At 40.9% G+C, this 25,727-nt stretch carries 28 protein-coding genes; 12 read left to right on the top strand and 16 right to left on the bottom strand.

Features of this window, described 5'->3' with window-relative positions:
• Positions 1-411: 411 nt before the first annotated feature.
• Entirely contained in the window at positions 412-546 is a 135-nt protein-coding gene (gene yhfH / locus IQ19_RS16040) for a protein YhfH (RefSeq protein WP_144543383.1), read from the top strand.
• 53 nt (positions 547-599) lie between these two features.
• On the opposite strand, the gene IQ19_RS16035 is transcribed toward yhfH, so the two are convergent.
• The 5 genes from IQ19_RS16035 to hemE form a co-directional block, all read right to left on the bottom strand.
• Positions 600-2,759: a YhgE/Pip family protein gene (locus IQ19_RS16035; protein WP_144543382.1), complete on the bottom strand. Its 2,160-nt coding sequence runs from the start codon at positions 2,757-2,759 to the stop codon at positions 600-602.
• Between the two features lie 72 nt (positions 2,760-2,831).
• On the bottom strand, positions 2,832-3,404 hold the full coding sequence (locus tag IQ19_RS16030) for a TetR/AcrR family transcriptional regulator (protein ID WP_144543381.1): 573 nt from the start codon (positions 3,402-3,404) through the stop codon (positions 2,832-2,834).
• A gap of 138 nt (positions 3,405-3,542) precedes the next feature.
• Positions 3,543-4,982, bottom strand: a complete 1,440-nt coding sequence (hemY, locus tag IQ19_RS16025; protein ID WP_144543380.1) for a protoporphyrinogen oxidase — start codon at positions 4,980-4,982, stop codon at positions 3,543-3,545.
• A 26-nt stretch (positions 4,983-5,008) separates the two neighbouring features.
• On the bottom strand, positions 5,009-5,947 hold the full coding sequence (hemH, locus tag IQ19_RS16020; protein ID WP_144543379.1) for a ferrochelatase: 939 nt from the start codon (positions 5,945-5,947) through the stop codon (positions 5,009-5,011).
• A 143-nt stretch (positions 5,948-6,090) separates the two neighbouring features.
• Positions 6,091-7,137, bottom strand: a complete 1,047-nt coding sequence (hemE, locus tag IQ19_RS16015; protein ID WP_144543378.1) for a uroporphyrinogen decarboxylase — start codon at positions 7,135-7,137, stop codon at positions 6,091-6,093.
• Positions 7,138-7,807: 670 nt separating this feature from the next.
• Here hemE and IQ19_RS16010 point away from each other — a divergent pair.
• The gene (locus tag IQ19_RS16010) at positions 7,808-8,320 is read left to right on the top strand and encodes an antibiotic biosynthesis monooxygenase family protein (RefSeq protein WP_144543377.1); all 513 of its coding nucleotides are present in this window, start codon (positions 7,808-7,810) and stop codon (positions 8,318-8,320) included.
• Positions 8,321-8,351: 31 nt separating this feature from the next.
• Here the strand turns inward: IQ19_RS16010 and IQ19_RS16005 are convergent, their stop codons facing one another.
• Genes IQ19_RS16005 through liaF form a run of 3 tightly spaced genes read right to left on the bottom strand, consistent with a single transcriptional unit; the run spans position 8,352 to position 10,873 of the window.
• Entirely contained in the window at positions 8,352-8,999 is a 648-nt protein-coding gene (locus IQ19_RS16005) for a response regulator transcription factor (RefSeq protein WP_144543376.1), read from the bottom strand.
• Between the two features lies 1 nt (position 9,000).
• The gene (locus IQ19_RS16000) at positions 9,001-10,038 is read right to left on the bottom strand and encodes a sensor histidine kinase (RefSeq protein ID WP_144543375.1); all 1,038 of its coding nucleotides are present in this window, start codon (positions 10,036-10,038) and stop codon (positions 9,001-9,003) included.
• A 10-nt stretch (positions 10,039-10,048) separates the two neighbouring features.
• Entirely contained in the window at positions 10,049-10,873 is an 825-nt protein-coding gene (liaF, locus tag IQ19_RS15995) for a cell wall-active antibiotics response protein LiaF (protein ID WP_144543374.1), read from the bottom strand.
• Between the two features lie 258 nt (positions 10,874-11,131).
• On the opposite strand from liaF, the gene IQ19_RS15990 reads away from it, so the two are divergent.
• Complete coding sequence (locus IQ19_RS15990) at positions 11,132-12,538, top strand: hypothetical protein (protein ID WP_144543373.1); 1,407 nt, start codon at positions 11,132-11,134, stop codon at positions 12,536-12,538.
• Between the two features lie 30 nt (positions 12,539-12,568).
• Here the strand turns inward: IQ19_RS15990 and IQ19_RS28575 are convergent, their stop codons facing one another.
• The gene (locus IQ19_RS28575) at positions 12,569-12,970 is read right to left on the bottom strand and encodes a phosphatase PAP2 family protein (RefSeq protein WP_242021023.1); all 402 of its coding nucleotides are present in this window, start codon (positions 12,968-12,970) and stop codon (positions 12,569-12,571) included.
• 332 nt (positions 12,971-13,302) lie between these two features.
• On the opposite strand from IQ19_RS28575, the gene IQ19_RS15980 reads away from it, so the two are divergent.
• On the top strand, positions 13,303-14,511 hold the full coding sequence (locus IQ19_RS15980; protein WP_144543371.1) for a M20 family metallopeptidase: 1,209 nt from the start codon (positions 13,303-13,305) through the stop codon (positions 14,509-14,511).
• A gap of 322 nt (positions 14,512-14,833) precedes the next feature.
• Here the strand turns inward: IQ19_RS15980 and IQ19_RS15975 are convergent, their stop codons facing one another.
• From IQ19_RS15975 to IQ19_RS15965, 3 genes are read right to left on the bottom strand one after another with little or no spacing between them, the layout of a single operon-like run.
• Positions 14,834-15,559 (bottom strand): EcsC family protein, encoded by a 726-nt coding sequence (locus IQ19_RS15975; protein WP_144543370.1) that lies wholly within the window; start codon positions 15,557-15,559, stop codon positions 14,834-14,836.
• A gap of 58 nt (positions 15,560-15,617) precedes the next feature.
• Positions 15,618-16,847: an ABC transporter permease gene (locus IQ19_RS15970; protein WP_144543369.1), complete on the bottom strand. Its 1,230-nt coding sequence runs from the start codon at positions 16,845-16,847 to the stop codon at positions 15,618-15,620.
• Entirely contained in the window at positions 16,840-17,580 is a 741-nt protein-coding gene (locus IQ19_RS15965; RefSeq protein ID WP_144543368.1) for an ABC transporter ATP-binding protein, read from the bottom strand. The genes IQ19_RS15970 and IQ19_RS15965 overlap by 8 nt, the downstream gene beginning before the upstream one ends.
• 860 nt (positions 17,581-18,440) lie before the next feature.
• On the opposite strand from IQ19_RS15965, the gene IQ19_RS15960 reads away from it, so the two are divergent.
• From IQ19_RS15960 to IQ19_RS15950, 3 genes are all read left to right on the top strand, one after another.
• Positions 18,441-18,860 (top strand): HIT family protein, encoded by a 420-nt coding sequence (locus tag IQ19_RS15960; RefSeq protein ID WP_144543367.1) that lies wholly within the window; start codon positions 18,441-18,443, stop codon positions 18,858-18,860.
• A 213-nt stretch (positions 18,861-19,073) separates the two neighbouring features.
• Positions 19,074-20,156 carry a 3-phosphoserine/phosphohydroxythreonine transaminase gene (gene serC / locus IQ19_RS15955; RefSeq protein WP_144543366.1) on the top strand — a complete coding sequence of 361 codons (1,083 nt, stop codon included), beginning with the start codon at positions 19,074-19,076 and terminating at the stop codon, positions 20,154-20,156.
• Positions 20,157-20,285: 129 nt separating this feature from the next.
• Positions 20,286-20,813 carry a tryptophan transporter gene (locus IQ19_RS15950; protein ID WP_144543365.1) on the top strand — a complete coding sequence of 176 codons (528 nt, stop codon included), beginning with the start codon at positions 20,286-20,288 and terminating at the stop codon, positions 20,811-20,813.
• 46 nt (positions 20,814-20,859) lie between these two features.
• Here IQ19_RS15950 and yhzF read toward each other — a convergent pair whose 3' ends face one another.
• A complete protein-coding gene (gene yhzF, locus IQ19_RS29435) occupies positions 20,860-21,051 on the bottom strand; it encodes a membrane protein YhzF (protein WP_144543437.1) in 192 nt (63 codons plus the stop codon).
• 446 nt (positions 21,052-21,497) lie between these two features.
• Here yhzF and IQ19_RS15940 point away from each other — a divergent pair, with 446 nt between their 5' ends.
• The 4 genes from IQ19_RS15940 to IQ19_RS15925 all read left to right on the top strand — a co-directional run bounded on the left by IQ19_RS15940 (position 21,498) and on the right by IQ19_RS15925 (position 23,901).
• On the top strand, positions 21,498-21,857 hold the full coding sequence (locus tag IQ19_RS15940) for a YtxH domain-containing protein (RefSeq protein WP_144543364.1): 360 nt from the start codon (positions 21,498-21,500) through the stop codon (positions 21,855-21,857).
• 301 nt (positions 21,858-22,158) lie between these two features.
• The gene (locus IQ19_RS15935) at positions 22,159-22,734 is read left to right on the top strand and encodes an HTH-type transcriptional regulator Hpr (protein WP_144543363.1); all 576 of its coding nucleotides are present in this window, start codon (positions 22,159-22,161) and stop codon (positions 22,732-22,734) included.
• Positions 22,735-23,004: 270 nt separating this feature from the next.
• Positions 23,005-23,553 carry a DUF3267 domain-containing protein gene (locus IQ19_RS15930; protein WP_144543362.1) on the top strand — a complete coding sequence of 183 codons (549 nt, stop codon included), beginning with the start codon at positions 23,005-23,007 and terminating at the stop codon, positions 23,551-23,553.
• A gap of 168 nt (positions 23,554-23,721) precedes the next feature.
• On the top strand, positions 23,722-23,901 hold the full coding sequence (locus tag IQ19_RS15925; RefSeq protein WP_009331432.1) for a hypothetical protein: 180 nt from the start codon (positions 23,722-23,724) through the stop codon (positions 23,899-23,901).
• A gap of 65 nt (positions 23,902-23,966) precedes the next feature.
• Here IQ19_RS15925 and IQ19_RS15920 read toward each other — a convergent pair whose 3' ends face one another.
• Together IQ19_RS15920 and IQ19_RS15915 are read right to left on the bottom strand one after the other, a co-directional pair.
• Positions 23,967-24,059: a YjcZ family sporulation protein gene (locus IQ19_RS15920; RefSeq protein ID WP_144543361.1), complete on the bottom strand. Its 93-nt coding sequence runs from the start codon at positions 24,057-24,059 to the stop codon at positions 23,967-23,969.
• A gap of 69 nt (positions 24,060-24,128) precedes the next feature.
• The gene (locus tag IQ19_RS15915; RefSeq protein ID WP_064503397.1) at positions 24,129-24,212 is read right to left on the bottom strand and encodes a YjcZ family sporulation protein; all 84 of its coding nucleotides are present in this window, start codon (positions 24,210-24,212) and stop codon (positions 24,129-24,131) included.
• 302 nt (positions 24,213-24,514) lie between these two features.
• Between IQ19_RS15915 and IQ19_RS15910 the strand changes: the two genes are divergently transcribed.
• Entirely contained in the window at positions 24,515-25,405 is an 891-nt protein-coding gene (locus IQ19_RS15910) for a peptidylprolyl isomerase (RefSeq protein ID WP_144543360.1), read from the top strand.
• A gap of 96 nt (positions 25,406-25,501) precedes the next feature.
• On the opposite strand, the gene IQ19_RS15905 is transcribed toward IQ19_RS15910, so the two are convergent.
• On the bottom strand, positions 25,502-25,687 hold the full coding sequence (locus IQ19_RS15905; RefSeq protein WP_144543359.1) for a sporulation YhaL family protein: 186 nt from the start codon (positions 25,685-25,687) through the stop codon (positions 25,502-25,504).
• Between the last annotated feature and the right edge of the window lie 40 nt (positions 25,688-25,727).

Raw genomic sequence — 25,727 nt, 5'->3', positions numbered from 1 at the left:
CTATTCCTCCTAATTAGAAAAGCGCAAGGCGCCCGCTTATCGGCGACAAGCATAAGACGAGCGCTGTCAGAAGGCGTTCTTTGCCTTCAGAAGCGATTGGCTTATGACCTCGAGCCGATGGCGCCTGGAGCTAGATAATTATCAAATTATAAAAATGTAAAATCTTTTCCAAATAAAAGCGCAAGGCGCCCGAGTTAGAACATTATTAAGGTTCAGGGATCAAAACTTGCAAAGCTTCTACGCCTAAATAAGCTCTCATTGCCTAAGTCTAATATACTCGATTATGCCTATTTTTTCACTTTTTTAAAATTGTATTGAAACAGATGTTGACAGTATTAATCTGTTATAATACAATGAAATTAAATAATCAAACTATTTGAACAAAACAACAAATGATTGGGAGGCTTCAACATGATTCAAAACATTATGGAATTCTTCAGAAATTTACCGGCGAAACAATGTTCAGAGTGTGGGAAGTCAATTGATGAGCAGCATGAGTGCTACGGAAACAAATGTGATAAATGTATGGGAATGACAGATTTATAGGTTAATATACTAAAAGCCAGCCCAAAAAGGCTGGCTTTGTTCTTTTATTTCACCTATTCTACTACAGAGGAAAATCGTCTTTTATGCATAGCAGTGAAGTAGATAAATGTACCGGCAATAAACAGTGCAGTGAAAAGTAATAGAATCACAGCGTTTTCTCGTATAAAGCCTAAGTTACCGCTAGAAATTACTGCTTTAAATCCTGAGACTGAATAAGTCATCGGTAAAAAGGCATTAATTGGCTGCAGTGCATTTGGAATGAGTTCGAGCGGGAATGTCCCAGCACTCGTAGTTAATTGCAAGATTAATATGATAATCGCTGCAAAACGCCCTGGATCCCCAAACGCTGTCACGAGGAATTGAATAAGGGATATATACGTTAGGCTTGTTATGATGGTGTATAAAATAAATAATGGTACACTTTGAACTTCAAGACCAAGTCCCCATAGCAGGATAAATGCAGCAATTAGCGCTTGAATGATCCCTGCCCCGCATAGGATAAGGAACTTTCCTAAAAACCAGCTAACGCCTGAGCGGGGTACATCCGCAGGCTCCCTCATTGGAAACACAATAGACAGCAATAATCCCCCTACAAATAGACCAAGCGATAAGAAATAAGGAGCAAATCCTGTACCGTAGTTTGGAACTTCACTCATTTTTTCATTATCCACTTTTACAGGATCGGCCATCATATTAAAAGTTTCATCATTAGCATTTGCTAATGTAGCTTTTTCTGCTCCTTCAGCGAGTTTTCCAGCCAATTCTGAAGATCCCTCATAAATCTTTGAGTTTCCTTCAGCCATTGTAATTGCCCCGTCTTCAAGCTGCCTTGCACCGCCTGCAAAAGCATTTGATCCTTGGGTTAATAGGTCCAGTCCGCCGGATAATTCAGCCGTTCCGTCCGCAAGCTTGCCAGCACCTTTCCTGGCTTCCGTGAATCTTTGGCCGAACATATCCATGCCTGTCTGGAACTTCTTGTGTCCTTTAACGAGCTGCTGTGAACCGGTTTCAAGCTTTGAACTTCCTTCTGCCAGCTGATGCACTCCTTGCTGAAGCTGTTTTTGGCCGTCATTCAGCTGTCCCGCTTTTTGGGAAATTTCCACTCCGCCGGCTGATAGCTGGCCTGCAGATTCCGCAAGCTGCGCAGAGCCGGTTTTAAGCTGATTTAGAACGGCTGTGAGCTCAGCTCTTTCGTCAGAATCTTCAGGAAGCTGTGAAATAACCCCTTGCAGTTTCTGCTCGAGCTGTGCAGCACCTGAACTAAGCTTCTGTGCCTCGGACTCCCATTGCTCCAGTGAAGAAGATAGTGTTTTTGCTCCAGTTTGAAGCTGTTCAGTTCCGGAAATCACGACTGGAAATTTTTCATTGATGGTGAATATCCCCTCTTTCACCTGAGAAATTCCGGCTGAAAGCTCTTCAGTTCCTGACTCCAATCCAGTTGAAGCTTCTTTCAGTTTAACTTGAGCCTCCTCAAGCCGCCCCATCCCTTCAGATACGGACCGTGCACCAGCTGCTATTTCCTGTGATCCTTTGGAAGCACTGCTAATGCTGCCCTGAAATTCTATTGACTTGTCTGCCAAAAGTGCTAATTTTTCTTGGAATCTAAGTGAACCAGCTTTTAACTCGGCTGCACCTTCACTGATATTATTCGCTCCTTCACTGGCCTGCCCCAGTCCATCAGAGAGTTCTCCAATTTTTTCAAACATGGTTTCTGCATAGGTCTCTGTTACTTTTTCAGAAAGGGACTCTTTTATTTTATCAACTGCAGTACCCCCTATCTGCGCTGATAAAAAGTTATAGCTTTCATTTGGTACATAAACCAGCTTCATTTTTTGCGGGCTATCATTTAATAAAGTGGTGGCATTTTTAGAGAAATCCTCAGGGATTTCAACAAGCATATAATATTTCTGATTTTCGAGATTTTTATAGCCTTCTTCTTTTTCGATAAATCTAAAATCAAAATCTTTACTTTCCTTCAGCTTTTCTACAAGTTCATTGCCAAGCTTCAGTTCTTTATCTTCAAAAACGGCACCTGTATCTTCATTTACAATCGCAACTGGCAAATCCTCCAAATGATCATATGGATCCCAAAATGCCCAAAGAAACATACCGCTATATAAAATTGGGATAAACAAAACGGCGATGATCGGAATTAAGAGCTTTTTATTTTTTACTATCGCTGATAACTCCTTTTTAAAAAGACTGTTTTTCATGATGAACCCCTCCAGTTAACTAACTGACTAAAATATTCATTCGGTCATTAAACTCAAAAAATAGAGGACTATCTAATTAGATAACCCCTTCATAATATACTGTTCAAAAAGCATGGCTATTTTTTCTTTCTCCAAAGGTTCATGACGCTTTTCCCAGTCAAAGATCAGGGCAATATAAAGCTTTAGCATAACAAATGCGGTCAGCTCTGGATCACACTCGCGGATTTCGCCTTTTTCAATTGCCTGGTTTACCTTTTCCTTTAAATAATTTAAGATGGCATCCTCCATCTGGTCCATGACTTCCATTACAGCAGGCGTTCCCATTTCTTTTTCTTCCTGGAAAAGCTTAATAGTAAGCTGATGTTTTAAGCGAAACTCTAATATCTTATATAGGCCCCGGTGAACATTTTCGTGAAATGAAAGGGTTGGGTCAATCGCTTCATCTGCCGCAGCCTTCATCTCTGCAATAAGTGAATGGATAATTTCATCAAATAGCTCTTCTTTATTTTTAAAGAAAGTATAAATTGTACCCTTTCCTACATTTGCAAGCTTTGCAACCTGGTCCATAGTTGTTGCTTTATAGCCGAACAAGGAAAAAGATTTTGTAGCTGCTTCTAGAATTTGCTGTTTCCGATCAATTGACATTTTTTCACCTCACTTCAATTATGACCGAATGAACATTTTGGTCATATTGCACAAAAAATAATTTAACATATTTATTAAAAAAAAGCAATATACGTAACCTCTTATGCAGCGTTAGGTGATTTAACAAGAAAGAAGCTGTCACGAATGGACAGCTTCTTTCTTGTTGCTAGATAAATAGTCTAAAACGCTTTGAACTGCCGCTTCTCCCTGGTCAATACAATCAGGTACCCCTAATCCCTCATAGGAGCTTCCGGCCAGAAAAACACCTGGCAAATGTTCTTTAGCCTGTTTTTTGACACCTTCAATCCGCTCTTTATGCCCTACAGTATATTGCGGCATCGAATCTTTCCATCTTGTTACGTAAGCAAAGTCGGGATTCATTGTGATATTCATTGTTTTGTTTAAATCATCAAGTACAATTTTAACAATTTGATCATCTGACAAATCAACAACGGCTTCATCACCCGCTCTTCCTACGTAACAACGGAGAAGCACCTTTCCTTTAGGCGTGGAATGAGGCCATTTTTTGTGTGTCCAAGTACATGCTGTAATGGTGTAATCGCTATTCCGCGAAACGACAAAACCAGTTCCGTCAATATCCTCTTCAATTGCTCCTTCAGGAAAAGCAAGAGCTACAGTCGCAACGGAAGTGGACAGCATTTCTTTAAATTGGCCAAACAGTCCCCAGCCAGAAAATATCGTGTGTACCGCACGGTGAGGAGCTGCCATGACAATACTATCTGCTTGCAGCTTTTCTCGCCCATTGACATCAATTGTATAGTCGCTGGCGTTTTTACGGATAGATTCCACACGGTATCCTTTAAGCACAGAGCCAGGCTCCAGCCTGGTTTCAATCGCATCGACAAGCGATTGCAGCCCCGATTTAAACGTGAGGAACATCCCCTCTTTTTTCTTGAGGCTTCCTTCTTTTTTCGCCTGTGAGCCTGTGGACTTTTTCATTCCCAAGATCAGGCTTCTATATTTCTGCTCTACCTGATAAAACTGCGGGAACGTTGACATTAAGCTTAATTGATCTATATCACCTGCATAGATGCCGGATAGAAGCGGCTCAATCAGGTTTTCAACCACTTCATCCCCCAGCCTTCTGCGGAAAAATTCGCCAAGCGACTGATCCTGTGCAGGATTGGAGCGGGGAAGTACAAAATCAGCTGCTGCCCTTGCCTTTGCAGCAGGCGAGAATAGTCCGGTTGTGATAAAAGGAGCGATTTGAGTTGGAATGCCCATAATGGATCCGCCTGGCATTGGATAAAGGCGCTGCCTCACAAGCACATAGGATTTTCCTGATGTATTGCTGATAAGCTCTTTATCCATGCCAACTTCTTTGGCAAGCCGGGACGCACTTTGCTTGCGGGCCAAAAATGAATCAGGGCCTCTTTCAATGACATAGCCGTCTCTTTTTACCGTTTGAATCTTGCCGCCCAGACGATGCGTTGCTTCTACAAGCTTTACATCCAAGAGCATTCCTTTCTCTTTGGCTTCCTTCTGCAAATAATACGCTGCAGTAAGCCCGGTAATTCCCCCGCCGATAATAACAACCTTCTGTCTCTCTCCCTGCACGGTAAATCGCCTTCTTTACTTAATTTTTACTTGCTCGCATTCAGCATTTTAAAAATGGCATCAGACATTGCATCAATAAACTCAGGCTTGGAATTCGGCATTTCCGGACGGTAATAGCTTGCACCCAGTTCTTCTGTTACGACTCTGCATTCAAAATCATTGTCATAGAGTACTTCCAAATGGTCGGATACGAAGCCAACAGGAGTATACACAAATGCCTTATAGCTCTTCTTCTCATATAGTTCTCTCGTCAAATCCTGAACATCAGGGCCAAGCCATGGTTCAGGTGTGTTTCCAGCACTTTGCCAGCCGACAGCATAGTCGCTGACTCCAGCCTGCGCGGCAATCATATCAGCCGTTTCCTGCAGCTGATTCGGATATGGATCCCCTGATTGAAGAATCTTTTCCGGCAAGCTATGGGCAGAAACGATTAATACTGCGGAATCTTTTTCCTCGGAAGGCATCTGATCAAACGCTTCCTTCACCCTATCAGCCCAGTATTTAATGAACTTAGGCTCTTTATACCAGCTCTCAACAGACTTTATATCAGGGGCGCCGAGCTTTTCAGCTTCCTCTTTTGCTCTTCCGTTATAGGACTTCACGCTAAAGGTGGAAAAGTGGGGGGCAAGGACAATGCTGACTGCCTCTTCGATCCCATCCTCATGCATTTGTTTAACGGCATCTTCCACGAAAGGCTCAATATGCTTCAAGCCAAGATACATTTTAAATTCATACTCATCCTGGATTTCATTTAAATGCTGCTCAAGCTTTTCTGCCTGTTCTTTCGTAATTTCTGCAAGCGGTGATATCCCTCCGATTGCTTCATACCTGCTTCGCAGATCTTCGAGCATTTCCTCAGACGGCTTTCTCCCTCTGCGGATGTGTGTATAATAACGCTCAAGGTCTTCTTCCTTATAAGGAGTTCCATAAGCCATTACAAGTAAACCCACTGTCTTTTTAACCATGTTACCCACCTCTATTTTTTTCTGTCTCTAGTCCCTTATTGTGCCAAAAAACAGCCGGATTACCAAAACTAATGCTCATGGAAATGTGCTAATCCGGTACGCAGCTGCTTTTTTACAGTCAGTCTGTTTCTAGTGAAAAAGGGCTACTTGCTCAGTTTCGATGAAGAGTATTCATGGATAAACGCTGTTAATTTTCTCAATGTGTCAGGGTTAACTTCAGGGAAAACGCCGTGCCCCAGATTAAAGATATAGCCCGGCTGTGCCATCCCCTGGTCCAAAATAGCTTTAGCTTTTTCCTCGATGACATCCCAAGGAGCAAGCAATATAGCCGGATCCAGGTTTCCTTGTACAGTTTTGGTTATTCCCTTTGCTCTTGCCTCCTGAATTGGCAGGCGCCAGTCCAGCCCTATCACATCAAGCGGCAGATCGTGCCACTCCATTGCCAGGTGGCTTGCTCCAACACCGAACATGATAAGCGGTACATTTTCTTCCTTTAATGCAGAGAAAATATGATTCATAACCGGCTTGATGAAATAACGATAATCTTCAACATTCAATGCCCCTACCCACGAATCGAAAATCTGGATCGCTTTTGCACCTGCATTGATTTGGGATTTTACGTAAGCAATCGTCATTTCGCCAAGCTTATCCATTAAAGCAAACCATGCTTTAGGCTCTGCATACATAAAAGCTTTTGTTTTGTTATAGTTTTTTGAAGGGCCTCCTTCAATCATATAGCTGGCAAGAGTGAATGGAGCGCCGGCAAACCCGATTAGAGGAACGGTTAACTGCTCTTGTGTAAGCAGCTTAATGGTGTCCAGCACATATGGAACGTCCTCTTCAGGATTTATTTCCCCTAACTTTTCCACGTCAGCCAGGGAGCGGACCGGGTTTGAGATCACAGGGCCAATTCCTGACTTTATTTCCACGTCCACCCCAATGGCAGGAAGCGGTGACATAATATCTTTATAAAGAATCGCGGCATCATTGTTATATTGTTCAACCGGCAATCTAGTTACATAAGCACAAAGCTCAGGCTGATGGGTAATTTCAAAAAGGGAATACTTTTCTTTTATTGCTCTGTATTCAGGCTGTGAACGGCCTGCCTGGCGCATATACCATACAGGGACATGTTCAGTCTGTTCACCTCTGGCCGCCCTCAGGAATGTATCGTTAAATGATTTGGTCATTAAATTTTATCCACCTTTCAAGACTTGTCTGCATATTATTGTAATATATATGTACATAAAGTGAAACTTCAATCAGAGGGAGGTTTTTCCCCTCTGATTGTTAGTTGAACCAATCGGGCCTTTACGGGCAGTTTGAATCCCACTTATCCTCCTTCGATCCCTTTGATTCTTAAAGTGGGGGTCTTACTGCCCGTTAGACTGCGACAAATTAGAAACACGCTAGTGTCTATCCTTAATGAATATATCCTTTTTACACTGTTCTTGTATAGATTTGCAGGCCAAATGTCAAAAAATTGACGTTTTTACTGTTGAAATAAGGGAAATAATTAAAAGATTGGAAGTTTATAAATACATTTAAATTTTAGGTTCTGTTAACCTTGCCTGCTGATTTCCGCTCCAGGTGCTCAGCGAACACTGGCGGTCCGGAAGCTTCCTCGGCGCAAGACCCGACTGCGCGGTCTCCCATCACTCGCTTCTCCCGCTGGACGTTGAATCAACAGCCCCGAATTAACACCGCACGAGGGAAAAACGAATGCATTTTGGAGGATCTCGCACCTTCTGCCCCAATCAACAGGTTGCTAAGATTAACAATGCGCTTTAACTTAGCCAAATTTTAAATTGCTGCCCCCTGAATATAATGGGTAAAAACTAGCTTATCGAGGTGAAAAAAATGAAGTTATATATGACCAGCGGAACATATGATTATTTGAAGAAGATCGAAGACAAGCATCCAAATGAAACGATGGTTACCATGCAAAATCCTGACACTGCGGTATTAATCCATGAAACATCGGCCGAAACCCTCTTTAAAGAGCCGCGTTCCTATGAAGTGATTGATTCTTCAGGATCCTTTGACCTTGCAGGTTTTGCTGTTCTGAATAACATTCCTGTTACAGATGAAGGCAGGCCTCTTTTTGAGCACCGCTTTAAAAACAGGGCAGGACTTATAGAGAATGAACCAGGATTTGCAGCAATCCGGGTGCTGCGGCCGCTTGAATCGAATACTTATATTATCCTGACCCTGTGGAAAGATGAGAAATCCTTTAGAGACTGGCAGAGCTCCAAAGCTTACGAAAAAGCTCACGAAAATCGGGGGACTGAAAGCGGCATTGACAAGCAGCCGCAAATATTCTCAAGCCCTTCGTATGTAACAAAATACTATATTCCTGAGGAGGATGAATAATAGTGCAAAGAAAAGGATGAGCTAAAACCGCTCATCCTTTTTTATCCCTGCTTTTTATGATTCCATTTCGGTTAGCATATACGGCTGCCTGAGTCCGGTCAGAAACGCCCAATTTGCTCAGGATATTACTGACATGTGTTTTAACCGTTTTGATTCCTATAAATAATTCATCACTGATTTCCTGGTTTGTCATTCCCTCAGCAATGCACATGAGGACGTCAAACTCTCGTTCAGTCAAATCATCATGCGGCTTTTTTTCCTGCGCACGGAAACGGCTCACCATCTTATTTGCTACCTTTGATTCTATAACAGGCTCCCCTTGTGATGCTTTCTTAATGGCAGCTACTACTTCAGAGGCATTTGCTGTTTTAAGCATGTAGCTGAATGCACCCGCTTCAATAGCCGGAAAAACCTGTTCGTCATCATAGTAGCTTGTAATGATGATGATCTTGCAGCCGGGATAGCTTTTTAATATCTCCCTGGTTGCTTCAATTCCGTTCCCGTTTTCCATAAGCAGATCCATAAGGACTATATCCGGCCGTTCTTTTAGAACCAGCAGTACGGCTTCATTTCCGCTGCATGCTTCCCCAATAACCTCTATTCCCGTCTCCGTTGCCAAATAGGAAATAATCCCTTTTCTTACCATTTCATGATCATCAACAACAGCAACACGAATCACCTTAACCCCTCCCCTTTGCTGGAATTCTGATATCTATATAGGTACCTTCATTCTCCTTGGAACGGATTTTAAATATCCCGCCAACTTCCTCACAGCGTTCTCTCATTGTTTTCAGCCCATAGGAAGCCATTCTCTCTTTATGAGGATTAAAGCCCTTTCCGTTATCTGCAATAAAAAGATAAATATAATCTTCTTCCTCTGTTAAGGTTACTTTTATTTTCCCTGCATCAGCATGGCGGAGAACATTTGATAATGCCTCTTGAACAATTCGGAACAAATGCTCTTCAGACGCTTTCGAAAGATTTTCGATTTCATCAATGCTTGCCTGAAATTCGATATTTGTCTTAGCCTTTAATTCCTGTATTAACTTAATAATTCCATCACAAAGCCTGTCATCACTCAGCTGGATAGGCCTTAAGTGAAGGAGGAGCGCTCTCATTTCCCCCTGGGCTTTGGCGGCGATCTCCGATATTTCATTTAACTGCTCCCTGGCTTTGTCACTGTCGAGGTCAAAAACCCTAAGTGCAGCTGAAGACAACATACTTAGAGCAAAAAGCTGCTGGCTTACCACATCATGGAGGTCCCTTGCCAAACGCTGTCTCTCCTCCATTACAGCGGCAGAGTGGGCAGTTTGTGCCAGTGCGGATTTTTCATCAGCCAGCCTTTGCATGGAAAATACCTGCTCCTGAATATTTTCCGCCAGCTGATTAAGTTCTTCTGATATTAAGCCTATTTCATCTTTTTCATATGATTCCATTCTGTCTGTATATTTTCTGCTTCTTAATGTGGAAACAAATAATAAAATATCCCCCAGCCGCCCTTTGATTAAGTAGCTGCCCTTCAGCCCGAAATATGCACCGGTAAGCAATAAAATGGATAATGCGTACAAAAAAAGCCAGAATGTGCTTTGTATAGTCAGAGGTGCATCGGGATTATAAAATAAATAAACCTGAAGACCGACAAAAAAAATCAATGAACTAATAATTGCCATCATGATAAAGCTTTGTACAAACCAATACCTGATTCCGGTTTTTTTCATGATATTACCTCTAAACTTTATCGATCCGTATGGACCCTATTTTTACTTGGACAGCTATTTTTAGCTTTCTTGAAGCTTCATCATAACCTGGAGACTTATAATGAAGGCTCCTGTTTATGTCACCGGTTTTTTGGCCAAAAATCCGGATATCTCCAATATTGATTGTGGATTGAATCATTACCGGAATATTTTCAGGGATAATCATTTTTACGTCCCCGATCCATCCCCGCACAATGACAGGTGTTTCTTTTTCAGGGATGAACGCCTTGCTGAAATCAATGAAATAATCGCCGATCATGGTATATAGATCCATAGGCTCCAGAGCCCAGTTTGGCTGTTTAAAGTCAACATCACCAATAGAAAATCCTCTAATGTTTTTTAGCGGCTGAGGGCTTTCGGGTTTTGAGATATGAATAACTTTCCTTTCGGCCTGATCTCTGCTTTTTTCATGAATGTCTGCAGGAAAATCCTGTTCAAAATGAACCTTAAAGCGATCTTTTTTCAATAAAATCGTTATTCCTATAAAAACAAGAAGCAGCGGCCAAAGCTTCCATAAGTCCATAAATTTAAACTCAATCACTTCCAGACGATCCAGGATCAACAGAAAAGAAAAGACAGTCAGAAAAAAACCTGGAAACATTCCGCTGCGATTTTTTTTGAAGATGGCAGACATCAAGGAATAGGCACCAAAAATAAAAATAATGAAAGGATAAATTACGACAAATACCTCTTTTATTTCCAAGGAAATGACACCGATATTCATGAGGAGAAGCAAAACTCCAATTGCCGTTAAACTTACCGCGAAGAGTATTTGATTGACTGATCTGTATCTCAATGGCGTTCCCTTCCTTCTATTCTCCTATTCTAATATTCGCTGAGCCACAAGCTATTTCCTTTTAACCTATTAGTACTTTTATTCTATCAAACGTCTATTCCATTGAAACAATCCCCGGAGTGTTTCTGCCTCCGCCTCCAGACTGATTGATCACATATCACAACTTTTTTATTCCATCATATTCTGTATTACATTCCGAACCGGGTGATTCGCCCAGACGGCGCTTCTCCCAAGGAATTATGAAAGGAGGAAAAAAGGATGGGAGTAGAATTAACAGCTATTCATTGGATATACGTTCTTTTTATTCTGTTTATCATTGGCTTCATGGTCATGAGAAGAGACACAACACTGGTTTGTATTGCAGGAATTTTCTTAATTGCCATCACTGCAACAGGCTCCTTAAGCAGTTCGGTCAGCAGTATTTTTACAAGTTTCATATTTGCCATTACAGAACTTCTTTCTACTATACTGGTCATTTCAATTATAGTGGCAATGAGCCGGACGCTGACAACAACCGGCATCAATGATGTAATGATTTCACCTTTTGCCAGGTTTATCAGGACACCCGCACTGGCTTATTGGACAATCGGAATTTTAATGATGGTTATTTCGTGGTTTTTTTGGCCATCGCCTGCCGTGGCGCTAATGGGTGCAGTTCTCCTTCCTGTAGCGATTAGGGTAGGACTGCCGGCACTAGGAGTGGCAATGGCTATGAACCTTTTTGGACACGGAATTGCTTTGTCTGGTGATTTCATTATCCAGGCTGCTCCAAAATTAACCGCAGATGCAGCCGGACTGCCTGTCGGGGATGTTATTTCAGCGAGTGTTCCGCTTGTAATCGTCATGGGGGCAGTTACGACGATTACAGCTTTCTATTTAATTAAGAGAGATATGAAAAACGGGAAACTGACAGCTACTACCGGTCTAACCAAAGACTCACCAAGCGAGCTTCGGACAGACGCCAGCCAAAAACAAATGCTTTCTCTTAATCAGAAACGGATTTTCGCCCTATTAATTCCTATTTTATTTGCCGCAGACGTGGCAGCCATGTTTGTACTGGACCTGCAGGGTGGAGATGCAACAGCTTTAATAGGAGGGACTTCAATCTTTATCCTGCTAATCATTACACTCGCAGCCCATAGAAATAAAGGGCTCGAAAAAACAACCAGTTACTTAATTGAAGGCTTTCAGTTTGGATTCAGGGTATTTGGTCCCGTCATTCCAATTGCAGCTTTCTTCTATTTAGGGGATTCAGGATTTACTCAAATGATTGGAGACCATCTGCCAAAAGGCTCTCATGGAATCGTCAATGATCTGGGTTTCGGGCTTGCATCTGTCGTACCTTTAAGCAAGGAAGTCGGTGCGATCACCCTAACAGCAGTTGGTGCCATTACTGGGCTTGATGGATCTGGTTTCTCTGGCATATCGCTTGCAGGTTCTATCGCCAATCTTTTTGCAACTGCGATTGGCACTGGAGCGGCCACACTAACCGCTCTTGGCCAGGTAGCCGCGATTTGGGTCGGCGGAGGTACACTTGTCCCATGGGCGCTCATCCCTGCCGCAGCCATTTGTAATGTAGATGCCTTTGAGCTTGCACGAAGAAACCTGCTTCCAGTCACTATTGGTTTAGTTGTGACTACCATTGTAGCCATGTTCCTGATATAAAATTGTCTTAAGACATTAAAGAGACTATCATTAGGATAGTCTCTTTTCATATGCCTTTTTAGTGAACATTGCCCTCAAGGCTTCATAAAGAACAATCGAGAGAAACACCCACATAAAACCCGCTGCAAAGCCAGCTGCAATATCGGAAGGATAATGCACCTTCATAATGACGCGGCTAATTCCCATCAGAAAAATCCAAACCCCTGCCAAAATGCCTGTAACCCATTTTACTTTAGCAGACTTTAACTCTTTTATAAGGATAAATGCAATAAATGTATAGAGGATCATCCCGATCATGGCATGCCCGCTCGGGAAGCTAAGGCTTGCCACATTTACCAGATGTTCCTGGTCAGGGCGAGGCCTGCCAATTGCATCTTTGAGCCATTTGTTTACCTCATTCCCGATGGCTACGGCAAAAACAAGCGCTGCCATAGCTGTATAATTCCTATGTTTCACCCATAGCCAAACTAAAAAAAATAAGGTAACGATTCCAACACCAAGCTTGTTTCCTAAACGATCCATGAGTTCAAAAAATGGATAAGAACCTTTAGTAAATATGCCTATAAAGAAAGATGGCAGATAGCGATCAAAGCTTAATGGATCCCCGTTTTTGACAGCAAATAAAAAATAAAGAAAAATAGCTGCTGATGCAATTCTTTTTTCACCTTTATTATGTAAAATTTTCTGAATACGATAATTTCCTCTTTATCTTAATAAAGAATGTTATAATAATGGAAAAATTAAATCAGTTGGGAGAGAGAATCATGGCCGAAAATTTATTTAAAAAATTAGAAAGCTATTACGATGAAATGGTATCCATCCGCCGTTATCTGCATCAGCATCCGGAGGTATCTTTCAAGGAAGAGAAAACCGCCCATTACATTAAATCCTATTATGAGAAACTGGGTGTTGAAGTCCGTGGACATATCGGCGGAAATGGAGTAGTGGCTAAGGTTTATGGCAGCAAACCCGGCAAAACAATTGCTTTACGTGCTGACTTTGATGCACTCCCTATTCAGGATGAAAAGGATGTACCATACAAATCTTTGGTACCAGGGGTCATGCACGCCTGTGGCCATGACGGACATACAGCAACATTACTTGTTCTGGCAAAAGCACTTCATGAAATGCGTGAAGAATTAGAAGGTACATATGTGATGATTCACCAGCATGCAGAGGAATATGCACCGGGTGGAGCCATTTCAATGATTGAAGATGGATGCCTTGATGGAGTTGACGCCATCTTCGGAACCCACTTATGGGCATCAGAGCCAACCGGAAAAATTCAGTATCGTGTAGGGCCATTTATGGCAGCAGCAGACCGATTTGAAATTACCGTCCAAGGGAAAGGCGGCCATGGAGCGCAGCCCCACAAAACGAAGGATGCGATTGTCACAGCTTCACAGCTTGTTGTTAATCTCCAGCAAATCGTAAGCAGAAAAGTTAGTCCAATTAATTCAGCGGTAGTAACAATTGGCTCATTTGTTGCTGATAACGCGTTTAATGTTATTGCCGATAGAGCTAAATTAATCGGAACAGTTCGTACATTTAATGAAGAAGTGAGAACAAACATTGAAGAAGAAATTGAACGCGTCGTAAAAGGAACATGCTATACAGCTGACAGTTCTTATGAATATAATTATCATAGAGGCTATCCTGCTGTGGTAAATCACAAGGCTGAAACAGAATATTTAGTGGACTGTGCCGAAAAAATTAATGATGTCAATTGTTTAGAAGAGACAGACCCTGAAATGGGCGGAGAGGATTTCGCTTATTATCTGCAGCACGTAAAAGGAACTTTCTTCTTTACTGGAGCCAAACCAGAAAACACTGATGAGAATTATCCGCACCACCATCCAAAATTTGATATCGATGAAAAAGCAATGCTGATCGCAGCAAAAACGCTGGGTGCAGCTGCATTAAATTATCACAGCTTCGAGGGAAGTAAAGATTCAGTTGAAGTAGGACAGTAAGAGGATTTAAGATATGGAAAAGCTGTCCGGTTTATAACTGGCCAGCTTATTTATTCTTTTTGACGCAAATAGTTAGGGCAACCACGTAATCCCTCTTGGAAGATCATTAGACTGCTTTTTGACGCAATTAATTTCTGGGACGACGTATTGACCAGTCTTATCAACGCAATTAAATCGGGAGACGACGCAATCCCTTTCCCGCAACGCAATAATCTGCTTTTTCGACGCATATAATTGCCGGGACGACGCATTGATCGTCCATAGCGACGCAATTACTCCGGGGAACGACACATTATCCCCTACATAAAAAACAGCCCCAAGCCTAATCAGGCCTTGGGGCTGTTTTTAATATTCGAAGGCGGTAGGCATTTTTCGCCGTTTCACCCAGATGGTCAAGCAAATTGTAGTTCGCATATGCCCCAACTGCAGCTCCTATTCCTGGCACAAGCTGAAGCATCTTAACGAAGTCGATATAATCGCGGTATTCCTGCTGAAATTCTTTCCAGTCCAATTCTGCCAATCCCTCTTTGCGGTATTCCCACTCTTCAATCAGCTTAAGGGTGTCCTTCCTTTTATCATCGCTTGAAAACGCGAGCTGAAAGATATGCAGGATGAAGAGCCGTTCTTCATACTCATTTGTATCATAGCCATAGATGGCAGCAGCCTCAAAAAGGAATTTCATTTTAATGCTTAGCAGGAGAGGAAAATCAGCCAGGCCAAGGAGAATGCCTCCCGCTCCTGTACCAGCTCCCTCTACAGCAGCCGTTTTGCGGAAAGCCGCAATCTTTTGATTCAGCATTACATCCATGTCGGCCAATGTGCTGCCGGAATCTTGTTTTTTCCTTGTGGTTGCGTTTGATCCTATCAGAGTTGCCTTCACCATATTTTTAATGCTATCTGTGATGAATTGATGTGCTTTTTCCGGTATAAGGCTATTTACCTTGGTTTGCGCTTTTTTTGAGAGGCGATTTAGCAGGCTGGAGCGTTTATTTATTTGCCTCTTCCATTCCTCGATTTCCTGATATGCTGTTAATTCATACTGTTTCATGACATACCTTCCTTTTGTCAGGATTGTTATTTAATACGCATATCACCAGGTAATAGTTTCAATTTTCTTTATTATTGGCCCCCCGCAAGCGCTTTTGGATATACATATGGGTATACACATAGGCAAAAACTATGCCTGCGGCTAGAGATAACAGCGAAGCCAGCCAATCTCCCTTTGCCAAAACAGCAATCGATAGTAAGAATGACTGCAAATATAAAATGCCTGACAGCAATTGTCTAAAGGATTTTTCTTTAAGCTTTTCTTGAACAGGGTATAGTTTCACCCATAATTTATTTTGATAGTGGTTCCAAAGCGGCAAAAGCTGAAAGCCTGTTAAATACATAAAAAGCAATACCAGCAGAACTTGGCCAATACCAAATGAAATTAAATAAATTGCTCCCCCTCCGATGATTGTTAAGCGGATAAAAAGTCCCAAATAATCACCTGAACGAAGAAATGTCCTTATAAATAGATTTTTGAAAGTCTCTTCCTGCTTAAAAGGAATGCTTGCCAGCAGCCAATCAAGCCATTTACGCCTCTTCACCCGGTCCCTCAGCTTAGGAACATCTGTAAACATATTAGCCAGCCGGTAAAAAGAAGTCATTCTTCTTTCCTCCTGGTCAATTAAGAACTCCCATTTTAACGCCTTATCTTTTGATTTCATGCTGAAGTACCAATACAGTACGACTAGCAGGACTCCGACCGCCAGAGTAAAAACCGGGGATGCACCTGAGAACAGCAAAAATAGAAATACGGCATTGACTGCATAACGGACAAAAGCATCCAATAAATGAACGTTTGTATCAACATAATATTGAATTTTCCAGCGAATAAGCAGATTGACTGCTTTTAACGCCAGCAAAGTCAGCAAAAACGGCAAAAAGACTTGGAAGTCTCCTTCATTGACACGTGCATACATTGGCATAAAAATCCCGAGCCCCATGATAAGCAAGTATGCATGCACCAAAAAGCTGACAGCCATGGAACGTTTAAAATATCCTGAAAGCCGGTCTTCAAGCGGCAGAAGAAACACTTTATCCGCTTCTAAAAGGAACGTATAAATTGGGCTGTATGTAAGTAAAATAGCGAGAATAAGTGCCATCACTGCGGCAGCGGGAAACTGCTCCGGCAATGTCTTTAGCCATTCCTGATAATAGTATGCGGCTGTGCCCAGCAGGAAAACCATGACAATGACAATATGGCCATTAAAAATATATCGGAGGTAGCGGGAAAGCTCTTTGCTTGTCTTTCCGAACCGCTCTTTCCATAATCGTTTTTCATCAAACATAGTCTTCTTCCTTTGTGAGCTGAATATATAAATCGTCAAGAGTCGCTCCCGGCATGGCAAATTGCTGCTGCAGCTCTGCTAAAGTGCCTTTTGCCCTTACTTTACCTTCATGTAAAATAACGAAGCGGTCACAATATCTTTCTGCGGTGGCAAGGATATGTGTAGACATAAGAATGCCTGCCCCGCTCTCTTTCATCCTTTTCATGAGGTCAAGCAGTGACTGGATTCCAAGCGGATCAAGCCCTACGAAAGGCTCATCAACTATATATAATGACGGCTGGACAAGAAAGGCACACATAATCATGACCTTCTGCTTCATCCCTTTTGAAAAATGGGCGGGAAACCATTTCAGTCTCTTTTCCATCCGAAATTCCTTCAGAAGCTTTTCCTGTCTTTTTTTATATTCCGCTTCCGGAACATCGTAGGCCATTGCTGTAATCCTCAAATGCTCCTCCAGTGTTAATTCATCATAAAGAATAGGCGTTTCGGGTACAAAGGTAAATTGCTTGCGATAGCCTTCTTTATCTTTAAGAAACTCCTTGCCATTTATCGTGACCCCGCCTTCATGCGGTTCCATCAGGCCAATTACATGTTTTATGGTCGTGCTCTTTCCTGCACCGTTCAGACCTATCAGGCCCACTATTTCATTTTCCCCCACTTCAAAGGAAACGTCCTTCAGAACCGGGTTTCTAGTATAGCCGCCTGTCACATTCTTTATCTCCAAAAGAGCCATTCTCAACGTCCTTCCCTTATGCTATAAGACCATTGTAAAAAAAGCCAAAGCGAATTGTCCAGTTTGGCAAAAACTCTTTAAATTTATTTACATATAAAAACTCATAGCGGGCATTCTAATTTATGAAGGGGAAACAAGTCATTTGATTCCATCGAATGATCAAAACTTGAAATGAGGTGTCTGTCGCAGACAGTTTCCTTTCAGTATAAGCTTCAAACGTTCCTAACAAGGGGATGGTTGCATTGCACAACAGTGTGAAAACCTACTGATCTTAAACACTTGATCGCTTTACCCGTAAGTGGTCACTAAGTCATTTTTAAATGAGGTGTTTGTTAAAGACTATCATCCAGGCTTTATACGTTGAGAAACATATAAAGAAATAAGGGGATGGTCCGATTGAACAAAGATCGATTTTCTCTAGAAATAAACACAATTCATTAAAAATGAGGTGTTTGTCAAAGAGAATTTCCTGAAGTAGAAACGTCCAAATAGAAGCTTCCCCTTCACGAAGGCAGGATTCCCAGCGGATCCTGCCTTTATTATTTATCCCGCATTAACGGGCTGCAAGACCCCTTTTCAAAAATATCAAGGTACGAAAAAGCATAGCAGGGTTCAACCGCCCGAAAAAGCCCTTAAAACTAAATCGCCATCCCGTGGAAGCGTCTGAGTGACCCGTGTCCTCCCAAAAGCCGGTGCTTTCGGTCGTGCAAGGAAAAAGCCTTGAAGCCTTCCCTATCCTGCGGGCCTCAATTAACCATCAGTTAGGAACAACTCCACCGATGGAAGTTTCACTTTATCGTTTTTTGATGAATATGGTAAAATCGTGTAAAATAGCTAAAACGAAGATTGGAGATGTTTAAATGAACGATTGTATTTTCTGCAAAATTATCGAAGGTGAAATCCCTGCAGCCAAAGTTTATGAAAACGAACATGTGATGGCGTTCCTGGATATTAGCCAGGTCACAAAGGGACATACGCTTGTAATCCCTAAAGTACATAGAGAAAATTTATATGAAATGGATCCGGAAACAGCTCGAAATTATTTCGAAGCAGTTCCGGAAATTGCAAAAGCCATTAAAGCCGAGTTCGATCCGGTGGGTTTAAATTTGATTAATAACAACGGTGAACTTGCAGGGCAAACTGTATTCCATTTTCATTCGCATCTTATCCCTCGCTATGGCAAAAGTGATGGGTTGGGAGTTGTCTGGAAGTCACATCAATCAGAATATACGGCATCAGACCTTCAAGAAATCTCAGAAGCCATAAGAAAGCATCTTTAGTACTCTGGCTTTCCTGTTCCCCACAGGAAAGCATTTCGTTTTTAGCTACCTTACTCCCCTTAGATAATATGCCTGCCCTTCCAAATAATTTTCTAAATGTTCATTATTTTCTCTGTACAAAACAATAAATTTTGATAACATATAAACTATCTTTATTTCTTCACAGCGTTATAGTAAAACAATAATATTTTCATTTAATTTGGAGGGAGAAAAATGAACCGTGCACTAAATTTTAATGCAGGTCCTGCAGCATTGCCAGAAGCGGTTTTAAAGGAAGCAGAAAAAAATTGGCTGGATTTCAATGGTACAGGCATGGCAGTTATGGAACTTAGCCATAGAAGCAAGGAATATCAAGCTGTCCATGATAAATCAATCTCATTGCTAAAGAAATTATTATCTATCCCCGATGACTACGAAGTGCTTTTTATCCAGGGCGGAGCAAGCCTCCAATTTTCAATGGTTCCCATGAACTTGCTTAGTAAAGGCCAAACAGCCCAATATGTTTTAAGCGGCTCGTGGTCGGAAAAGGCTTTAAAAGAAGCAAACAAAATCGGCAAAACCTTTATTGCAGCATCAAGCAAGGATCAGAAATACCGCTTTATTCCGGAATATAACGAAGATGGTGATCTGGATAATGCTGCTTACCTTCACATTACAAGCAACAATACCATTTATGGAACGCAATGGCATTCCTTTCCTTCAAATGAGAAAACGCCATTAATTGCAGACATGTCCAGTGATATTTTAAGCAGGCCATTAGATATGAGCAATTTTGATTTAATTTATGCTGGAGCCCAGAAAAATCTTGGACCTTCAGGTGTTACAGTGGTAATTATCCGCAAAGAACTTTTGGAAAAATCATCTGATGAATTGCCATCCATGCTGAATTATAATACTTATGCCAAGAATAACTCCCTATATAACACACCTCCTACCCTGGCAATCTATTTGCTGACCTTAGTGCTGGAATGGGCGGATAAGGAAGGCGGCCTTGAGCAGATCGAGAAAATGAATGAAGAGAAAGCAAAAATCCTCTATGATGTAATAGATGAAAGTGACGGCTTTTACCTAGGGCATGCTCTTAAAGATAGCAGATCCCGTATGAATGTCACTTTTAACCTGCACAACGAAGAAGCCTCAAAGGACTTTTTGCATCAAGCAAAAGAAGCTGGCTTTGTTGGACTGGGCGGACACCGTTCTATTGGAGGCTGCCGTGCTTCCATTTATAATGCTGTACCGGCTGAACATGTCCAAAAACTTGCTGAATTTATGAAAGCTTTCAAAAACAAAAATTAAAAGATATTAACACCCTTTTAATTCAAATGATATATGTTATAATGAGTTAAAGTTTTTCGCTGCAGGCAACGAGTGCACTGCAGGAGGAACAATTTTAAGAGCTTGAGATTAGCAGAGGAGAGATGAGAAATGAATACAAAAAATTTGGTGGCCCTTTCCCTTTTAGTTGGGATGGGAGCAGTACTGCATGCTGTAGTTCCTGGATTTTTCCTTGGAATGAAACCAGATATGATGCTTACAATGATGTTTTTGGGAATTATCCTTTTTCCTGACAGAAAAAGTGTTTTGCTTTTAGGATTGGTAACAGGTTTAATTTCCGGCCTAACTACAACCTTCCCCGGCGGGTTATTACCTAATATTATTGATAAGCCAGTTACAGCTTTCACATTTTTCGCCTTGTTTTTAGCATTAAACAAATTCCGTAAGTCCATTGTCAGTGCAGCTGTGCTAACAGCGGTCGGAACAATTGTTTCAGGGGTCGTATTTTTAACTTCGGCATTCCTGATCGTCGGACTTCCCGGGCCATTCGCAGCATTGTTCGCAGCAGTTGTATTGCCGGCAGCTGCCGTTAACACAGTGGCTATGGTAATCCTTTACCCGGTTGCACAATCAATTGCAAACAGAACAAAGCTGACGCAGCAACCCATCAGTCAATAATATGAAACAAAAAGCCCGCAGACTGCGGGCTTTTCTATATTTTTACTTATTGAAAACTCCCCACAATCAGGCCAAGCAAGAATAAGAGTGCTCCCACCGCCGCTAAAGCAGCGGCTCTTTTTTTAAGAACATATCTCGGAGGATAGACTCCCGGTTTTTTTATTGAAAGCAAAAAATGAATTCCCCCCAAAAACAACACCATACTTAATGCAAATAAGCCAGCCGCCGCTCCCGACAACCGATCTCCTCCCTTCAAACACCAGGCTGTAAGTACCCTTAGTGAATTGTATGCCTGTTTCTGGCCAGCTATGAGAGGATATGGTTTACCCTCCCTCCTTTTGTGATATAGATAGAAGAATGCTCCTTTAATTTTTGGCTGTGTTAAAGCTCAATGTTGATTTTTGCACTTTATTGATTGGAGCGGAAGGCGCGAGATCCTCAAAAATGCATTCTAATTTCCTTCGTGTGGTGTTTATTCGAGGGGGCTTATTCAGTGTCCTGTGTGAGTGCGGCTCAAAGGGGGACCCCGCAGGCTTAATGCTTGAGGAGTGTCGGACCGCCCGCTGTTCGCTGAACGCTTGGAGGGAAATCAACAGGCAAAGTTAAAAGAGCCTATTTTTTTGCTTTAGAAAAAGGAATAATGTAGTAAAATAGACATATAATCAAGATTTTGAGGTGAAGTACATGAAAGCCAAATCTTTATTGCTTGGATTCTTAGTTGGCGGTGCTGCTGCCGGCATTTCCACTCTTTTAACAGCACCCGCTTCAGGAAGAGATGCAAGGCAATATTTAAAAGACAGCAAACACACTTTAAAAACCCAATTATCAGAGCTAAAGGCTGAAATAATGGATATAAAAAATTCAGCTTCTATTGCATCCAAAGAAGGAAAATCTGCATTTAAAGAGTTCTCGAAAGACATCAAACATTCCATTAATAATTGGAAGAATGAGATTCTCCCCCATCAGCACGAGCTGCAGCGCGAATTGCAGGAAATTGAAGCAGCGATCCGCGAGCTTGAAACAAACTTAAATTCAAATAAATAATTATCCAAAAAGTCCTTCTTTTTATTTGGTTAGAAAGAAGGATTTTTTAATTTTTAGCCGAAAACCAATATATTATAAAAATGCTTCATTTTTTTATTTAAAATAAAAAGTTGCTATAATCCCTGTCGTAGAGCCTTTTACAGAAATGCGGAAAGATATTTCTAAAAATTTTGTAAATTTATATCTTTATTAATTTTTGTTTTATTGGCATAATGATAATAAGAAAAGCAAAAGCACAGCTGGGCTTCTGTCCAGAAAAGAAAGCTTTCTTATTAATTTTATAAAGTAGGTGAATTATTGAATGACGGATAAACCAATTTCTATGAAGGAAGCAATGATTTTCAGCCAAAGAATTGCACAACTGAGCAAAGCCCTTTGGAAGTCGATTGAGAAAGATTGGCAGCAGTGGATTAAGCCTTACGACTTGAATATTAACGAACATCATATTTTATGGATTGCCTATCATTTGAACGGGGCTTCTATCTCCGATGTGGCAAAATTTGGTGTTATGCATGTTTCAACTGCATTCAATTTCTCCAAAAAACTCGAAGAACGCGGTTTTCTCAAGTTTTCAAAGAAAGAGAGCGATAAAAGAAATACTTATATCAAATTGACTGAAGAGGGAGAAAAGGTTTTATTAAGCCTTATGGAAACCTATTCACCTGAGAAAAATGCCGTATTCTCCGGTGCTATGCCATTGAGGGAACTGTACGGAAAGTTCCCTGATATCATTGAAATCATGGCTATCGTCCGCAATATTTACGGTGATGACTTTATGGAAATCTTTGAAAAGTCCTTCGCTAATCTTGAAAATCAATTCGAGGAAGATGAAGGAAAATTAAAGAAAAAAGAAACAGCTGAAAAGGAACTTGTATAGAAATAGAAAAGTTCTTATCCTTCTAAAATAGTATGTAAACCCTTACAAAGCGGATGCATCACATTCGCTTTCCGTCTTGATTCTATTTGCTCACTTCTTCACATAACAACCTCATATTTTCCCTCTTTTAAATAATCCGATTCCCTTTTTTAAAAAAGATTTTTTTCGACAAAATCCTTTAAATTTCCCTATTGATTTTTTTCTATATTCATCGTAAAGTATCTTAGTGAGTTTGGAAGAATACTAATTTCTCCTTTTGGAGGTATTGATATGATGAATTGCTGGAAGACGATAAACTTCACGAAGCAATATGGATCGCAAAGGCTTTTTATATTGTCTTCCTTAACCATGCTGGCTACATTTATATTTACTTATGTTCCTGCAACATACTTATTTGTGCCAGAAACCTTTTACGATAATTACTTTATTTTCTTTGCGGCAGGGTTATGGTTTATGTATCCTTTGCATAAACTGCTTCACTATTTGCCGATTGCCCATCTAGGAAAAATTGTTAAAAAACGCGTATCATTTAAATATGGAATTTTGCCAGTTATATATATAAGGATTACTGAGCCTATTACAAAATGGCTTTTCCTGACTGCCATTATGGCGCCGACAATCGTTATAAACAGCTTACTTTTAGCGGCTTGCTTTATTTTTCCGCATTATGTTCATTATTTAGTGATTTTATTTGCATTCCATGCAGGAATTTCCTTTTCCGATATGGTTTGTGCCAAAAATGTGCTTACTGCCCCAAATCATTCATATATTGAAGAAAATGAAGACGGATTTGAGATTTTACTGCATACACATCAATAATTTTATCGTTTGACAATGGGTATCCTGAAAAAGGATACCTTTTACATACCATTGCCTTTCTTCATAGGCAATCTTTTATACTATCTTTTTTTTGTGAATTTTGTTATTGTAAATAACAGACAAAACCATGCAAAGCCACAAAATGACTGCCCAAGGAGGGAATCTTGGATGATCTCCATTTTTATTATTTTTGCCGTTTTCATTTTATTTTATATTAACAAGATGACAAATTCGCTTTGTCTCCAAAAAGAGATTCCTGAGGAACGGCAGCCTAAAGTTTTTAGAACGATCAACATTCTTATTACCATACTGCTTATATCTTCCTTTGTAGAAATCTTGTATGCATAGCTAAAGCGGCGGAAATTTTTTCCGCCGCTTTTTAATATATACATTTATTATTAAGCATCAAAAGCTTAGTACAGCCAAGATGCTCCAATGATGATTAACAAAATGAACAGCACGACAATTAACGCAAAACCTCCGCCGCATCCATGTCCTCCAGACATATGATTGCCTCCTTTCAAATTCCGCACAGGGCCCAATTAAATAAAATAGACCCTATGCCACTCTTAAATTTACAGCCACGCTGCGCCTACGATGATTAATAAAATGAACAATACAACGATTAACGCGAAACCTCCGCCGTATCCAGCACCCATGATAACACCTCCCCTTCAGGTTGCTACCATATCCTATTCATTTGCCTCTGTGGTCGGATAGGCTTTTATCACTGCTAACCCGACTTTTTTTCAGGCTGCTTGAAACCTCTATTAGAGGGTTTCCATGTATCATATGTACAGAAGGACAGAATGGGATGGGCAAATACCCAGATTTTTTAAAATTAACCTTGGATAGACATCCACTATAATCCTTTTATACCTCCCTTTTGCTTTTGATATTTTTTACATTTATGGTATAGTAGGGATTGTGATTAAATTGAAAAAATTTAGGAGTGTTCAACATGAAGAAATGGATGCTATCCCTCTCCATTGCAGCCGGAGTAATTGGATTAAGCGCATGCAACAATGCTGGCGGCGAGTCGGGTGATGTTGTCGTTGAAACAAAAAGCGGAAACATTACGAAGGACGACCTTTACGAAGCAATGAAGGACAAATACGGGGAACAGGCTCTTCAAGAGCTCATTTATGAAAAAGTTCTTTCTGATAAATATGAAGTAACTGATGAAGAATTAAATGAGAAAATAGATGAATTAAAGCAGCAGCTTGGCGCTAACTTTGAAATGGCGCTAATGCAATATGGCTATAAAGATGAAAAAGATTTAAGGGAAACATTCAGAACAGGCTTAATGCAGGAAAAAGCGGCCATTAAAGATATCGAAGCAACAGAGGAAGAAGTAAAAGAGTACTACGATAATTATAAGCCAGAAGTAAAGGCCCGCCATATCCTTGTCGAAGATGAAAAGACTGCCAAGGAAGTAAAGAAAAAGCTTGATGAGGGCGGAAAGTTTGAAGATTTGGCAACAGAATATTCAAAAGACCCAGGCTCTGCAGCTAATGGCGGTGATTTAGGCTGGTTTGGCCCTGGCAAGATGGTCCCTGAATTCGAAGAAGCAGCTTATGCACTCGATGTAAACGAAATTAGTGATCCAGTAAAATCTGAACACGGTTTTCACATCATCCAAGTAACAGAGAAAAAAGAGAAAAAGTCATTTGAAGAAATGAAAGACGAAATGGAATACCAAGTAAAGGTGTCCAAGCTTGATGGTGAAAAAATCCAGCAGGCAATGGAGCGTGAATTAAAGTCTGCAGATGTAGACATTAAAGATAAAGAGCTTAAAGGCATCCTTGATGAACCTGGAGCTGAAGCTGAAACAGGAACTGAAGAAAAATAATTTCACTTAAAAACGGGACTCCTAATGGAGACCCGTTTTTGTTTTTAATTAATGGATTCTTCAGTTTCCAGGTATCATAGTGGACGCTGTGTTCTTTCACCCTGGAGATTGCTGGCCAGCTTTTCGCACTTCTTTTTCCCGTTCAAGACGTTTCATATAAATCTCGCCTTCACGTTCAATGCTGTCGTGTTCTACCTGTTTTTCTTCCCGGCCTGTCTTGACGGCCATATATGCACTTACAACGATTCCGGCTGCTACAAAATATACCCAAATTGGAATCATTATTCTTCCCCTCTTTCTATCAAAATATTTGTCCAGTTAC

The sequence above is a fragment of the Cytobacillus oceanisediminis genome (assembly GCF_007830235.1).
Taxonomy (GTDB): domain Bacteria; phylum Bacillota; class Bacilli; order Bacillales; family Cytobacillaceae; genus Cytobacillus; species Cytobacillus oceanisediminis.
This window is presented reverse-complemented; position numbering and strand designations above follow the sequence as displayed.